At 45.0% G+C, this 15,495-nt stretch carries 11 protein-coding genes; all 11 read right to left on the bottom strand.

The features are described from left to right. Positions 1–139 precede the first annotated feature (139 nt). Positions 140–604 carry a hypothetical protein gene (locus JG725_RS18965; RefSeq protein WP_199379438.1) on the bottom strand — a complete coding sequence of 155 codons (465 nt, stop codon included), beginning with the start codon at positions 602–604 and terminating at the stop codon, positions 140–142. A 169-nt stretch (positions 605–773) separates the two neighbouring features. After that, entirely contained in the window at positions 774–1,112 is a 339-nt protein-coding gene (locus JG725_RS18960; protein WP_199379437.1) for a hypothetical protein, read from the bottom strand. A 204-nt stretch (positions 1,113–1,316) separates the two neighbouring features. Next, complete coding sequence (locus tag JG725_RS20925) at positions 1,317–1,544, bottom strand: AMP-binding protein (RefSeq protein ID WP_370541774.1); 228 nt, start codon at positions 1,542–1,544, stop codon at positions 1,317–1,319. 286 nt (positions 1,545–1,830) lie between these two features. Next, complete coding sequence (locus JG725_RS18950; protein WP_199379435.1) at positions 1,831–3,114, bottom strand: condensation domain-containing protein; 1,284 nt, start codon at positions 3,112–3,114, stop codon at positions 1,831–1,833. A 10-nt stretch (positions 3,115–3,124) separates the two neighbouring features. Next, positions 3,125–4,543 carry an MFS transporter gene (locus JG725_RS18945; protein ID WP_199379434.1) on the bottom strand — a complete coding sequence of 473 codons (1,419 nt, stop codon included), beginning with the start codon at positions 4,541–4,543 and terminating at the stop codon, positions 3,125–3,127. A gap of 52 nt (positions 4,544–4,595) precedes the next feature. Then, positions 4,596–5,180 carry an aminodeoxychorismate/anthranilate synthase component II gene (locus JG725_RS18940; protein ID WP_199379433.1) on the bottom strand — a complete coding sequence of 195 codons (585 nt, stop codon included), beginning with the start codon at positions 5,178–5,180 and terminating at the stop codon, positions 4,596–4,598. Next, positions 5,177–6,574: an anthranilate synthase component I family protein gene (locus JG725_RS18935; RefSeq protein ID WP_172291633.1), complete on the bottom strand. Its 1,398-nt coding sequence runs from the start codon at positions 6,572–6,574 to the stop codon at positions 5,177–5,179. The genes JG725_RS18940 and JG725_RS18935 overlap by 4 nt, the downstream gene beginning before the upstream one ends. Next, on the bottom strand, positions 6,571–7,899 hold the full coding sequence (locus tag JG725_RS18930; RefSeq protein ID WP_199379431.1) for a phenylacetate--CoA ligase family protein: 1,329 nt from the start codon (positions 7,897–7,899) through the stop codon (positions 6,571–6,573). The genes JG725_RS18935 and JG725_RS18930 overlap by 4 nt, the downstream gene beginning before the upstream one ends. After that, a complete protein-coding gene (locus JG725_RS18925) occupies positions 7,892–13,444 on the bottom strand; it encodes a non-ribosomal peptide synthetase (RefSeq protein ID WP_199379429.1) in 5,553 nt (1,850 codons plus the stop codon). The genes JG725_RS18930 and JG725_RS18925 overlap by 8 nt, the downstream gene beginning before the upstream one ends. 35 nt (positions 13,445–13,479) lie before the next feature. Continuing rightward, the gene (locus tag JG725_RS18920) at positions 13,480–14,589 is read right to left on the bottom strand and encodes a DNA glycosylase AlkZ-like family protein (protein ID WP_199379427.1); all 1,110 of its coding nucleotides are present in this window, start codon (positions 14,587–14,589) and stop codon (positions 13,480–13,482) included. 173 nt (positions 14,590–14,762) lie between these two features. Beyond that, positions 14,763–15,470: a flavodoxin family protein gene (locus JG725_RS18915; protein WP_172291630.1), complete on the bottom strand. Its 708-nt coding sequence runs from the start codon at positions 15,468–15,470 to the stop codon at positions 14,763–14,765. Positions 15,471–15,495: the final 25 nt, after the last annotated feature.

The following is a 15,495-nucleotide window of genomic DNA, read 5'->3' as shown; positions in this document are numbered from 1 at the left end:
TCAGGGCAAAAGCAATTTGCTCTTCAGTACAGCGGATCTTTTTCATGGCCGGATTGCCTCTTTTTTAAGGAAAAGAAGGGCAGAAAACTCCAGTTTAGCCTGGTCCTGTTTAATGGGAAGAGATCAGGGAAGAGATCACTCAACCATAATAGTATTTATCATTAGACCTGAGCCAAACAGCAACTTGTATGGCCCCCATTCGCAGATCTGTATATTTTATCTCATCAAGTTCAATCTCCCATATGCATTTCACTTTATTTTTAAAAAAAGGGAATTTCTTCAGGTATTCTCCTTTTGCTATACTTAGCTGCTTACCATCCAATTTAGAAATACGACCTTTATATTGCACCCCTCTTTTAAATGGAAGGAATAAAGATGTTGAATTTATAGTACCAACAACACTATTATTTACAGTCATGATCTTTGAGTGCCTGGTATTTTCATTGGTTGACACCCAAAGACTCATGCTCTTTTCATTGAATTTAAAAAGGCAACTTGCAGGCCAAAAATCATCCTGACTATAAGTGCAAAGTGAAAGAAGGCTATTGCGATGAAGAAATTTACTAATTTTTCTATTGTTAACACCATTAGATATTAAACCCACTCCGCTACTCCTTTTTTAACAATTAAATTACAAAAACAAATGATTTTGACTAAGTCACTTTCCTATGAATGCCAATAACAACCTGTTCTCTAATGTTGTTGGATTACAATAATAATCATAGGTAACAAAAATTATAAATTTTTATCTTTCCCAAAGTACTATAAAACCATTAAACAAACAACTTGGCTATTTCTCTTCTATTACACTTACCATTTTCTAGTCTGAGGAATTGAGTTTCCACAAAAATAATTTTAGAAGGAATAATATAATTAGGTAACACCCTGGATAACTCCGTGCGAAACTGTTTTAATTCAATAAAATGAGAGGATTTAACGACCATACCAATAAATGAGTTTAAATTAACATTCGATTCATTATAGATAGCAACAGCCTCATCAATAAAATCAAGACGTAAAACTCCCGTCTCAATCTCCCTTAACTCAATACGATATCCGAAATATTTTATTTGGTTATCAACTCTACCTGAATAATAAAAAACCGGCATCATCAGTAAATACTAAATAACCTGTTTTATACATAGTATCAGAATATTTATCATTCATAGGGTTTTGGATGAATTTTTCTTGCGTTTTTCCTTTACTCATCAAATACCCTTGAGAAACAGATGTCCCTCTGACTGACAAATCTCCACAACTTTAGGCTCTAGAGTGATACTCCCTTCATCCGTCAATATATACATTTCCATGTTAGTTCAAGGCAAACCAATTAGGACGTATTTATCTTCAGGTGATGGGATACTTTCAATGATATGATAGCAACAATCCACTGTAATTTTGGTAGGTCCATACATATTAGTGAACCGTACATGAGGGAAAAAATTCATCCATTTTCTTAGCACACTAACTGATAACACTTCGCCAGCACACAATATTTTCTTCAGTCTGAAAAGAAGGCGACCATGTCGCCTTTCTGTACCCAAATTTTTTGAAGATGATGACCAAATTCATCACTAAACCTATCCAACTAACTATATGTAATCGATTCATTAATGGAACCAATTTCATATTTAACTACAATCTTATGGGGATAATGTTTCATTGTTTCACGTAGATAATGTTGGACTGCACTAATCATAAAATCCCTCTTAAAAATATGATAATGACATAAGCTCCTACCAATTTTCATAAAAAAACCGAACATCAATATATGTACTGAACAGAGTTTATTCTGCCGATTGGAGGAGCCATATTCTTAAATAAGAACACTCACGTTTTTTTTAATATGATATCATCTAAAATAATAATCATCTGACTTAATATCTCTTTTGTATACTTACCATAGGAGTTAATATCGAGATCAAAACGACCTGATATATACTCCGTGTGTTCATCAAGGGTAATCTCGAACCCCACACGACATGTATCATTAGGTAACAGGTGAAGAACCATAAACTCAGACTCATCCAGTGCTATGGGAACCCCCTCTCGTTGTGAGTTCCAAGCATTGAACAACTGAGGATAAGGTAGTTCATACGCGGCAGTTCGTGCCGAACCCCCTTTAGGATACAGTGCCGAGGGTTCAATATCTTGCCGTCCTGCTGCGTCAATTACCGCACGTTGAAACTGATTAAGCTTAGTTACAAACGGTTCATCTGGTATATGGAGAGTTGTGACGGGGACTGTTGTAGACACTGGGCCAACAATAGTATGTTCATGCTGTCGCTGCCGATTAATAAATGGAACACCTGTAACAATAGTTGTTACTCCACTGACGACACTTATTGCGTGTTGAAAGGCAGAAAACAACAGCACAAATGGTGTAATACGACAGGCTTTTGCACTTGCATAGAGCTTTCTACGCGCTATTTTAGAATTGAATCTTATACTCTGCATTTGCCCTATGGTACCAGGCGAAGTAGCCCGCAGCGCATCTATTCCATATGGACCAGCCTCAGGATAAGCAGCCAACTTATCCCGATTGCTTATCACTCTCTTTGACGTAAGGAATATTTCCTTCCTGGCATATTCCTGCCAATACCGGGATGAACTGGCTGGTTCTCCACGATAGAAATGAGCAATATCTTCAACCAGCAAGTCTATTGATGCGCCATCACAGGTAAAGACCCAAAAACCTATCCAGACATGTAATCCTTCATCATCCATCGTTGAAGCTATTCTGAGTCCCGGTTCACTTGCACGCTTTGAACGGTATGCAAGAAACGATTCGTCTGTAATTCCAGATTGTATCGTACATAAATGCAGTTGCAGTATCTCATATAACATAGACTCACTCGGTGCCCGCCCGACGAGAGTGTCGCATTCAATATCAAATCGAGCGGCCAAAACAGGATGTCTGGCAAACGTTTCAACAACAGCGTTCAATACTTTTTCCGGCTTGCATCCAGAGGAAAAATCGAGGCGAAATGCACCAGAATAAGCCCGACCAGTTTGATCCAACATAGCTCCTATCCATTTTTCACGTAATCCTGTCGTGCATGGAATATCTATGAGTGGACCACTAACCGATGGGATTAAATAATTTTGAGTCATCGATTTTATCCTAATCTTTAAGATGTGAATAATCCGTTTCAAGTATCAGGGCGCTACGTGTAGTTCCGATAAAAATAGCTCCACCGCTCAACATTACAGCACCCAGCGCAAACGCAACGATGAATCCGTTTGCTCCAATGGTAGAAGCTTCATTAGTGAAAGCAATGGCGACAGTGGTCAATAACGTCACCCCTCCCACTTGAAATAACTGTTGTATTGTTGTTGCCATGCCTGATCCAGCACCCGCGTCATTATCGGAAAGTCCATTAGTCGCGAGTGATTGTGCGACAGGAGCAACACAACCAAAACCAATGGAGGTGACGAGCATGGCAGGCATCATTCCTATCCAATAGCTCTGAGTCGTTACTCCAATTGCAAATAACACAAAACCAATAGCTGAAATAGCGAGTCCTGTGATAGCGGCAATCCGTGCTCCCTTTTGCTTTGTGACTGACTGAGACATAAAAATACCAGGGAAAAAACCAAAACAGAAAGGTAGCCAGGCAAACCCAGTTTGCATAGGTGTCATACCGAGATAGTCTTGCAATAATAAAACACCAAGATAAAAAAGAGCTCCTGATGTACCAGCTTGAATCGCAACGATGGCATACCCTAAAAGCCGCGGTGAACGAGTCATCAACCGAGCAGGGATGATGCCATCTTCTGAGAACTTACAACGCTTAAGCACCAACATTATGCCCAATAGGCCTAATACAAATAGCATAAAACGGAGCCAATATAACTGTTCAATACCAGAACCGATCACACCTAAAACTATCGAGGATACAGCCGCTACTAGTGTTAATGCATTACCGAGATCTAAATGCGAACGTATCCGCTCGGAGAATTTTGGAATCAATATTACTGTTGCTACGGCAAGGAGTATAACTATTGGTACATTTATCCCAAAAACCCAACGCCATGAAAGATGTTCAGTGAGTATACCAGATAGCAGAACGCCTATAATTGACCCCATACCACCAAGTGCGGTCCAGATTGAAAAAGCCTTCCCACGCTCAGGGCCTGAGGGAAATAACAAAGAAACCATGGCTAACCCAGTCGCAGCAGCAAGAGCCTCGCCAACCCCCTGGCCAGTACGTCCTAAAATAAGTACAGAAACATTAGGTGCAACAGTTGCGACAAGAGAGAACAAACCAAAGATGGAGATGCCTATCTGGAATGTACGCAACACACCAAAAGCATCACCAATCTTCCCGCCAAGCAATAATAGTGATCCTGCCGCAATAAGATAAGCATTCACCACCCATGTTAAAGATCCATCGCTAAACCCTAGATCAGACTTGATTTGAGGTAATGCCACATTTACTACTGTGGCATCAAGCAGTAGTATGAATTGTATAATTGAAATAACACTTAACGCTTTCCATCTATTTCTATTCATTATTCCATTCTCTAATTTTTGAGTCATAATTTTGCTACTTATTCTATTACCTTAAAAAACTATCACCTATCTAATATAATTACGTAACAACATGATTGACTAATGACAATGAGTTTTCGACTATCCTTAATCCGTGATCTGTTCCGATACTTTCAGGATGAAACTGTACGCTTTCAATTGGACGTGTGCGGTGTCGTACCGCCATATTTACATTATCCTCCTCAGAATAGGCAGTAGGTAACAAGTCCCTCACCATCGCAAAGTTGGTAATAGCCAATGAGTGATAACGGACTACGTTTATTGGCGTCGGAATATTACGGAAAACACCTTGTCCATCGTGTTGTACTCGCGCGTACTTACCGTGTTCAACAGTAGGTGCGTGAAAGAGCTCCCCGCCAAAAAATTCCCCGATCGCTTGATGCCCCAAACATACACCAAAAATAGCTTGCTGTTTTTTCACTCTCAGGAGTATGTCCAAATAACCATGCTCCTGAGGTGTGCCTGGCCCGGGTCCCAAGACCAAGAGATCTGGCTTCCATTGCTCGTAATAGCTAATTGGGTCATTGTTGACTCGGATTACTTTCGTCTTTGCTCCGACCATCAGGTAATATTGTTCGATGACAAACACAAAACTGTCAAAAGCATCCACCAATAATACTTTCATGCGTTCACCACCATTGTTCGAGAAAACGAGTCAATCTTCGCACCTGTTTCATCCCACTCTGCCGCCGCTTGTGAGTCAGTAACAATTCCAGCGGCAGATTGCAATATATACCGGCCAGGATTTCCAATGATCGTCCGAATTGTCAGAGCGAAAACCCCGCTGTTCAAGCCCGTAATATATCCCGCACATCCGGTATATAATCCACGAGGCGCCCCTTCGAGCTCAGAAATGATTTCCATAGCACGAACCTTGGGAGCTCCTGTCATCGTACCTGCTGGGAAGTTTGCTATAATCAGATCCCATATATCGCACCCAGTGCGAATCTTAGTCTCAATCGTCGAAACTAAATGAAGGAGAGGTCCATAGGAGGTTACTTGCATAAACGACGTTACTGCTACTCCGCCGGGAATAGCGCAACGAGCCAAATCATTACGTGCCAAGTCGACCAGCATCAGGTGTTCAGCGGCCTCTTTAGGGATGTTGTTTAAGCTCTCTCCTCTTTGATCCTTTTGCCTCATCGTCCCTGCTATCGGACGAACCTGGGCAACACCGTCTTGTACCCGAATCATGAGTTCTGGGCTGGAAGACACAATATGTTGGTTACCAATATCCAGGTAATACATGTAGGGCGCTGGATTAATTGACGCAAGACGCTCATAGAGATCTATCGGCGGAATAGTTGCACTCAATACAGCACGTCGACATAACTGCACCTGGTAGATATCACCAGCACGGATATACTCTTTCGCCCGCTCAACAGCCGCACTAAACACACTTTTCTCTGTCAGATCACGTATACAGCCCAAGTCCCAGTCCTTGACAGGCGGCGAACTCTCATTTTTTGTCAGGGCATCAAGTAACGTGGCAACATTCGAAACATCATTGGGACTAAACTTCAATATATCGATTAGTGCCCCATTTTGCGCATCGTCATAACGAATCGTATATCGATAAACACGAAACAGGACTTCGGGGATCCCCTCTTCGATGTCCATGTCTGGTAGGTTCTCAATAAATCGAGCAGCGCTATATCCCAAGAGCAGTACCAACGGGTAGCCATCAGGCAATGCGAGACAGCGCATCACCTGTCGCAGGCGTTCCCACAAAGTTTGGGTCATATCATTCACGATTGCCCGATATGTATTGACATCACCCTCAAAAGGGCCACAGGTGTGTACATGCCAATTGCCATCTATCAACTTCAACTCGAATAACAGATCGACCATAAAGAGAGTTTGATTACCATCTACAGCCTGAGAACTTTCCCCTGTCTCAAACAAGGCAGGTTGAGGATAGAGGGAGAGTATGCGTCGCCGCGCATGAACTTTCGTCATCGCGTCGGGAACATTGCGGCGCTCCACAACCCACGAACTTTCTGATTGTGCCTCGCTCATGACGTTGATTCTTTCCTGTTGTCCTGAACCCTGGCATGCTTCCAGGAAATGTAAGCACCGGTCTCTGTTCTTGAATCTAAACGTTCGACCAACTGCAATCTGACCGGAACGCCAAAAAAATCTGCTAGCAGTTTCTGGACTTCATCCACCGATCTCGAACCAATATTTGCCGTCATCAAAACGTCAATCTCGTCAGTGCCATCTTTCGCCCTACTAACGTTGACCTGATACCCCCAAACCCAATCAGCTGATGTTAAAATAATCGACTCAATTGCGGCTGGGTAAACTTTACGACCCCCAATAGCCATAACATCATCAGCTCTACCGTATACTCGTAAGCAGCGGGAGTGATTACCGCAGCTGCAATGAGTTGCTGGCTGAAGACTAACCAAATCGCCGGTACAGAAGCGAATCAACGGTTTGGCCCCCGGAACCAACATTGTCAGACATAATTCACCCAATTCGCTGCCGAGTTCAGGTATAGGAAGTATTTCCGCCAGATAGTTCGTTTCAGATAAATGCAAGTTACCTTCAGGGCAACCCGTGGCGACCGCATGTGCTTCCTGTGATCCATACAGACCGTGAGTACATTGCGCCCCCCAAATCTTGCCAATGTTCACCAGCATCTCAGGTGTACATAACTCACCAAGAACAAGGATTTGTTTTACTGCTGTCTCACGTGGCTCGATACCGAGACTTACATACAACCGTGCAAGGGCAAGCGCTACTGCGGGGGAACAGATTAATGAGCGCACACCGAGATCCTTTATCAGTTGAGCTGCCTTATCCAACCCAACGCGGGGGCTCTCTGGCCACAGTCGAACAAATGGGATACCAAGATTCCGACAAGCTTCCCCATAGGTGTCCCCGAAGGCATACAACTCTGATGGCCCCATGATGGCAGTGAGCGCCTTCATCGTTCCGAAAGTTGATTGATACAACTTATTCATTGCGTATTGCACATAAGCCCCGCTTGTATCGGCATCTATTGGTGCTCGTGGACACGGTGTTGGCTTCCCAGTGGTTCCTGTCGTTTCGTAATACATCGCGATTTCATCAAACGGGGCGCTACAAACTGATATGCCAGCAGAACGTAAGTCCCCCTTCGTAGTGAAAGGCACATTTTCAAGGATTTTTAAGATACTCTGGGTCTTATTTTCCCTTTTCAGGTGCTCACGATAGAATGAGGAGCGATCTTTAACGTACTCAAGTACTTCCTGAATGTGCGATTCCCTCTTCTGAAGGAGACTTTGTGGTGTCGTATGCTGATTCAGATATGCTGTGACATGATCGAGCCATTTCTGGTGAGTCTGATTGCTATTCATAGTCCCCCCCAATGAACAAGCTATTGGCTAACTCATCTATCGTTTCGGTTAGCATGATGTTCTCCAGTGGAATGACAACCGACAACCTGGCTTCCAGTTCAGCCTTGATCCTTGTCGCGGACAGTGAATCCCCTCCCAAGTCGAAGAAGTTGTCTTCAGGCAACACAACAGGCTCAGACAATTGAGTGGAAATTACATGAATAACCTCCCGTAAGGTGCTCTTCCGGGATGTAATATTTGGCTCTTTCATTTCATTCCTCAATGCATTACGTAAGGCTAATACATCCACCTTCCCATTCTTCGATAAAGGGAGATGGGGTACATGCCGGATGGATTTTGGTATCATGTAGTTAGGCAGGTGTTGCGTCAGAGCCTTGATTATCACGGATTCAAGCATTGGTTCACCGAGATAGACCAATGCAATATTCTTAGGGTGTCCATTCTGGCCAGGTAATGAGAAGGCACAAGCACGGAATACTCCAACACAGGTCTCGGCAACCTTTTCAATTTCCCCAAGCTCAATTCTGAATCCGTTAATCTTGATCTGATTATCTAACCGCCCCAAGATTTCTATCTCGCCATTGGGCAGATAGCGCCCCAGATCCCCTGTACGATACATCCGCATGCCAGTTCGGGGATGGCGAATAAATGTGCGCTTGGTTAAATCTGGTTGACCAATGTATCCACATGACAATGAAATATCGCTTTCTACCAACATTTCACCAGGTACCCAGTCAGGACAATCACTCCAGTCATTAGCGACGATGTGATACTTAGAGTTCCGCATCGGCGTGCCATAAATAACTGTTCTGACAACGCTACCTTCCTGTTCGTTGATCTCATGAATCACTGACCAGTTAGTTGTTTCGGTAGGTCCACCACACGAAAACAGCCGGGCAGATGGGAAAAGCGTTCTGGCTCGAGGGAGTAACGATAATGGAATCCAGTCACCGGCCATTACGATGTTAGCGACCGAGGCCACAGCATACGTCGAACGGCCAATCTCAGCTACGCTGCATACGAGTTCCATAACGGCGGGAACACATGCCCAGAATGTGATTTCGTGCCTTTGAATCAATCGCAACCAGGAGTCCGGATCTGGCCCAGTTGCATGTTCTGGCACCACGACAGAACCTCCGTGCATTAACGGACCGAAAATATCGAAGACTGACATGTCAAAGTGGAATGCAGCAGAAGCCAGATGTCTGGTGGATGCATTCAAACCGAAGCGCTCGACCACGTCGAAAATATGGTTGATAACGGCTGCCTCTGGAATTTCAACACCCTTAGGAGTTCCGGTAGAGCCAGAAGTGAAGATCACATACGGTGTATAACCTTTTCGACCCAGATCGCATGGCGGCAAATCAATATCCTGGTGTTGTTGAGCCAGGCCGCTGAGATCTGCAACTACCAGTTCAATCTTATGGATATTGGCAGGGAGTGTAATTTCAGGTAGAGCAATTGCTACTTGCACCCCTGCCTGCGTAAACATCGCACCTATACGTTCAGACGGTAGGTCAATATCTACAGGAACATAACCAACACCAGCCAACAGGCAACCATAAACGGTAGCATATTGTGTCATTCCTTTCGGTAGCACTATCCCGACAAATTGCTCATCGAAGGAACATGCCTGCCGGATCTGCGAACTGATATAGGCTGCAATATGACCGAGTTCACCCCAGGTATATGTCTTATAGGCGTCGATGACGGCGGGTTCATTTACACTCTTAGTAAGACGTTCCAGAAGCAAATCGCGCAAATGAACCTGAGGGACGATATAGCCCGTGTCATTGACCGCGTTTCGTACTTCAATCTGCTCGGGGGGGCGCAGGTCTGGCCGGGTGTTTTCCCAAATCTCGGGTTCGTCCGCCAACTGCTGCAACAATGAGCAGAAGGCACTATACATCGCCTGGATAACATCGGGGCGAATGACTCCTGATAAGTAATCCCATTTAAAGTACAGCGTCCCTTCTGACTCTCGTATCTGAACATCCAGGGTTACCTGCGGGGTTTGTGATACGCCAAAAACTTCGCTCCCTAAGCGAGCAACGTCATGTCGCCCGGGATGCCCAAGAAGGCTCGTCAACACCACAGGCATTAGTGGAACAAGCCCTGTTCGACGCAGCCTGGAGAGTTCACGTAATACCTCTACACCACTAAACAGTCGGTGATCAAGCGCTTCCCAAATTGCGTTCTGTAACCGTTTGCCGCGAACCTCGAGCGTATCACCGACACTGGCTTCATAAGGAACAAGGAGTGTATTTGTAAAATCACCCACCACGGAGTCAATATCATCACTCACGGGCATCCGATCCGAGACCGGGAAGTTCAATGTAAACTGATCTTCTTCACTCCAGGTACGTAACACCTCACATAGTGCCAGGGCGATAGCCCCTGACGGCGAAATATTCCTTTTCTGAGCCTGGGCTTTCAGGCGATTCCAGGTCTCTTTGCCAAGAGAACTTTCGTATCTTTCAAATCTTGCATCCGAATCAGAAACGCCCGATTCAAGCTGCGGTAACTTAGGAGCAACGGGTAATGTGGTTATTTTCTTTAACCAATACTCACGATCGGCACGATATCGCTCACTCAGAACAACTTTCTCTCTATAAGCAACATAGTCATGAAACGTGGTTTTAAGCTCAGGTAATTGGGGATTGTCCTCAAAATAAAAGTCGATGAGGTCGGGGATGATCACTTGGAAAATTGACCAGGCATCAGCGATCAACATATCGATACAGAAGTGCACCCTGCTTAAAGTCACATTAATCTGGCTTATAACAAACTGGAAAAGAGGCCATTGGGTTGTCCCGATCTCTTCATTAGCCATATGCAGGCGGATTTTATTGATTTCATTATCAATATCTTCCTGAGAAAGCTGACTCAAATCCGTAAACTTAACGGCTTGTTTTCCATGAAAAATGCCAATTTTCTGATGGCCGGCGGCATCAATTGTCATACGAAGCATTGAATGGCGCTCAACCAATAAACCAACCGCTCGCTCAAACCTTTCCTTATCCAGATCCTTTACTTCCCACTCGAAGTATCCCTGGCAACCAACACCACCATAGTCAAAATCAGCACCACGACCAATCCACAAAGCCTGTTGGCTCTCGTTCAGATTGAAAGGCTCCAACTGTTGGTTATCTGGAAGATGCTTAAACGTTGGCAGGTCGGTGTAGTGTGAGGTGTTAGCCAAATATATAAGATTCGAAAGAGTAGGATTTTCAAGGAAAGAACTCATCTCAACATGTATGCTATGCTGGCAGGCAAGTTCTCCCATCATGCGCATCGCACGTAATGAGTCCCCACCGGAATTGAAAAAATTGGATTCAAATGTCGCCTCATCACATCGAGTCCAGGTCAACCAGCATTCACGCAACACCATTTCATTTTCAGTTATGGGGGTGAAGACCGTTTGATTCACATTTCGCGCTAATGTATGAACTTGTAAAGATGCGTAATCCACCTTACCGTTGCTGCCTAACGGTAATATGCTTGTAACAATCTGACTTGGCTGAGCCGAGGGTTGAAGTTGCCCCCCAAGATGTTTACGTACTGCATCTTTAACACCTGTTGCTCCCTGGATCTGTTCAATAAATAATACCAGTGTCGTACCAGTGTCATCACTCAAGCAGGTAGCTGCTGCTTTAGCCACACCAGAAACCTCGAGAGCAGAGATCTCCACCTCTGTGAGATCTACGCGGTGCCCGCGAATTTTTACAACCGTATCTGTTCGACCAAATATTTCAACAGTCCCATCCAGATGCATCCGAGCTCTATCACCCGAAACATATTGCATAAGTGAGGTTTTATCTAACTTGTTCGGATGAAAAGATTTCTTGGTTTCTTCCGCATTGAGATAACATACCGATAGCGTTTCACCTGTAATGATTAACTCACCGACGCAGTTTGCAGGAAGTTCTTGCCCATAATCATCGACCACATACATGTTCGCCCCGCGCACTGCGCGACCTACAGATGGCAATAATGTTCGACGCGCCGCTGAAAGATCCTCAATTGACACGACGGCAGCCTCAGCAGATCCGTAGACATTAAGCACCCGATAGTTGAGATTCGCAGGTTGCCACTGTTTACACCTCTCACCCGCGATCAGCATCGTGCGTAGATCTGTTGCCAGTCCGCCGCCAGCCCATAAAGCTTCAGCGATTGATGTCATGACTAACGAATGTGTGATCTTTTGCTTAGAGAGCCAAATGGCCAGTAACCTTACATCTTGTAAAACCTCAGACGAGGGAATACAGACCACCCCGCCAGCGCACAATATCGGCAGAGGGTCAACTTCAACCATCCCGTACCCTGGTGATGATAGCCATGAACCTCTGGAGCGTTCTTCCAAACCAGCATGATTAATAATGGCGTCAAGCGTTACACCTATTCCACTATAAGATAGACAGACAGCTTTCGGACGGCCGGTGGATCCTGATGTTCCCGCTATGAAACATACTTCATTAGTCGTTCCAATCCCCGTATCGACTTCCCATTCAATTTGCTGCTGTGAGCCATATTCTTTGTTTATGATCAGTACGGGGACATTGGCAAGATCATAAGCTCTACTGACTAGGCTGCCGGCAGAAAAAACTGCGACCGGGTCACATTCATTAATGAATGTGCGTATCCGCTCGTCTGGATGAGAAGGATCGATCAGTACACAAGTCCCTCCCATACGCTGAACGGCAATGATAGAAACGAGATGCCGCCAACCCCTATCTAAAAATAGCGCGACACAAGGGGGCGATGATCGATGAGGAAACTGTTCGTTTAACTGTTTTATCAGCTGTGCTGAAGCGGCCCACACCTCGGCGTAAGTCAAGGTTTGACCACATGTATCATCCACAATCGCTGGAGATGTAGGTCTCTCCTGCACATGTTTGAAAATGCGTTCGATCATTGACTTGCGCTGCCTTGGTTCAGATATATAGTGCTTAGGCAGGGTATTCGTTTCAGGAGTTACCCCACAGCTCAAGACGCGGGCGCACGCAAAACTCGCAACCCTACACAGGTGCGTTCGCGCAGTTTGTTCGATACGGTTTTCTGGTAAAGACAATACATACCGCTCGTCCTTGGCTGACAACCAGACTAATGATTGGGCGGCAGGTTTGGTTTGCCCATCAGTAACCTCAATATCCACACCGTTAATTTCATCATGCCTTACCCGTTCTGCGGTTTGGCGTAAATGACAAATATAAGCACGCGTATCATCCGTACGGCATAACTCAGCCGCATCGATTTCAAGGTAACTAGCGACACCATTAACATTTATTCCAACTGTGACCCTACCTTCAGTACTGAGCAATGCCCCCAACATGGCCGCCGTCGTTACGAGGTCTTCTATTGAAGTGGTGAGCCCATTAGGCAGGCTAATAATTTCCTCTACGCGTTCCAAAGACGAAGACTTGGTCCCTTTACACTCGAATGCCTCCCATATAGAGCGAACATTCTTTGGAGTCTTCCCAGACAAACTTTCAGTCAAATGCTGTAAATCTGGTTTTTGAGGTACTAAAGTCATCTCATTTGCCATGTTATCCTGCCTTACTTATTGTTGGCGTTTTATAGTTAATTCTCTTGATACTGGAGAGTGCCAATTCTGTTCGTCCATACAGAGGCGGCTTCTTTAAGGATTTTTTGCTCATGGTCAGAAACCTGTGACAAATCTATCCAGATAGAGCGATTGCCCCCTTTTGCAATGGTGCGCCAGGTAGCCACAGCTCGGGCACCAATCATCACAACAGGTCGCCCATTCCCTGCGGAGTCATACCCTCCGATCTGATTAAGCCCAAGACAATCGCGTTGCATAGAACCGGGCGCATACCCCATAACCAGAGGATCCCAGGCGGGGAGAAATCGTACCTCTGCGCCAGAGTGTTGGTCGGCACATGAAATGTATTGTTGAAAACGATCCCGCTTACTGGCGCTTATCCACATTTCAGCGCCAATTTCGTATGCCCCTGCTCCCTCTATGTATAAACGTGCGTTCCCCTTCGACACCCCCAGCCACCAGGCAAGATCGCCTACAGTTACCGGCCCATAATGTTCAATGTAACGACAGGCAATCTCACGCAGTAATTGCTCACGGTTGGAAGGCTTGTCCTCGAAAGAGAGTAAAGAATCAGGCGCAGCAACATACAACCACCGACTGGACCAAGGATTCGCCGGAGGGGTCCGAATTATTACCCCTTGATAAGTAGCGACGGTCGTACATGCCCGAATTTGAGAGCCGACCAAGCCAAGGGCATAACCGATATCTTTCTGCTGGACGGGTGAACAGCGAGTGAATTCAATTAGATCAGGTAGTATTCGTTGATAATCATCCAACGTAAGTCCGGCTTCGGTTAATCTCCACTCATGGCTGGCTAGCGGTAGACGGGTTGCGCCAAAAACCTTGGACGCCAGAGTGTGTGGGAGTAGAAACTTTGAACGTCGCATTCCAGGTATTCGCACTAAGCCGGGATCTGTTTCCATAGCAATGGCTTCATCCCGTTTGACATTACCGTTCCGCGCCATCAAGGCTAGCCAACTAGTAGGCCGGGACGAATATATTCCCGCATAAGCCTGAGATATTTCTGTAATGGTTGAATTTGAGAAACGTTCGAGATGCTCCACCGCAATCCACTTTGCCAAATAGCTGTGAAATATACTCCCTCCGCCTATTTTCCTTCCCGTCATTTTTTATTATCCCTTGAGTGTAAATAATATTTAAATCAAAAAAATAAAGCTTAACTCCATTGAAAAATTATCATAATTCCTCGCATATATTTCCGGAGGGTAAATACGTGAAATATTTTTGATATTACGTCCTTTGGATAATACAAAGGAAATAGATCATATAAACCAGATAATCATTCTATATTTTTGCTTTGATACATATTGGGCTTTGGCGGGACATAAAACTTACCATCCTTATTCACACGATGCCGTTCCCCTGGCTCAGCAACCTGAAGCGCAACCCGTCCTGTAAGTTGCTCATACTCACGCATAAGACGTGTCATTGAGACCATTCGATCAATCATCCGGCGCATCATTTCCATGCCTTCGCTATCTCCCAAAACCTCACCTTTTTTGTCACCGACGAGCATCGCTGGGAATCCGTATCCAACCATAATCATTCGGTTCAAAAGCGCACATTGAAGCATCTGATTGTATACCTCGACGTGCCCCATACGCCTGCCGGTCACTATGATCCCAGCCACTTTGTTAGTTAGCGTACGATTATGGCGCAGGAATCCAGTACCAACCCGTTCTAGAAACGCAGACATCAGAGGAGTTGGGCCAAATCCATGCACTGAACTCGCGAAGATCACTCCGTCACTCGCTTCCATAAGCCGAACAGCACGTGCTGAATCATCATTCTGTTCGCACGGTTCGTTTCGAAAATTACAATCTCCACATGCACCACAAGGTTCAATTTGAGCATCAGCCAGAGAGAATACTTCCAGACTAATACCTTGTTCTTCCAAATAGTGGCCAGCCCACTCCAATGCGCGAGCATTATTCCCATCGATGCGCTCCGATCCATTAATAGCGGCATATCTAATTTTATCTTTCATATTCCTTCCTTTTAGAGTGTGAATA

Origin of the sequence: Brenneria sp. L3-3C-1 (genome assembly GCF_016456245.1) — a bacterium.
In the GTDB taxonomy this organism is placed as follows: domain Bacteria; phylum Pseudomonadota; class Gammaproteobacteria; order Enterobacterales; family Enterobacteriaceae; genus Brenneria.
The sequence above is the reverse complement of the archived record's forward strand: the minus strand, read 5'-3'. Positions and strand labels throughout refer to the sequence as shown.

Excerpts from the sequence above, each read along its gene's own strand:
- JG725_RS18960 (WP_199379437.1), bottom strand. The coding sequence starts at position 1,112 with ATGATGCCGGTTTTTTATTATTCAGGTAGAGTTGATAACCAAATAAAA.
- JG725_RS18950 (WP_199379435.1), bottom strand. The coding sequence starts at position 3,114 with ATGACTCAAAATTATTTAATCCCATCGGTTAGTGGTCCACTCATAGAT.
- JG725_RS18945 (WP_199379434.1), bottom strand. The coding sequence starts at position 4,543 with ATGACTCAAAAATTAGAGAATGGAATAATGAATAGAAATAGATGGAAA.
- JG725_RS18940 (WP_199379433.1), bottom strand. The coding sequence starts at position 5,180 with ATGAAAGTATTATTGGTGGATGCTTTTGACAGTTTTGTGTTTGTCATC.
- JG725_RS18935 (WP_172291633.1), bottom strand. The coding sequence starts at position 6,574 with ATGAGCGAGGCACAATCAGAAAGTTCGTGGGTTGTGGAGCGCCGCAAT.
- JG725_RS18930 (WP_199379431.1), bottom strand. The coding sequence starts at position 7,899 with ATGAATAGCAATCAGACTCACCAGAAATGGCTCGATCATGTCACAGCA.
- JG725_RS18925 (WP_199379429.1), bottom strand. The coding sequence starts at position 13,444 with ATGGCAAATGAGATGACTTTAGTACCTCAAAAACCAGATTTACAGCAT.
- JG725_RS18920 (WP_199379427.1), bottom strand. The coding sequence starts at position 14,589 with ATGACGGGAAGGAAAATAGGCGGAGGGAGTATATTTCACAGCTATTTG.
- JG725_RS18915 (WP_172291630.1), bottom strand. The coding sequence starts at position 15,470 with ATGAAAGATAAAATTAGATATGCCGCTATTAATGGATCGGAGCGCATC.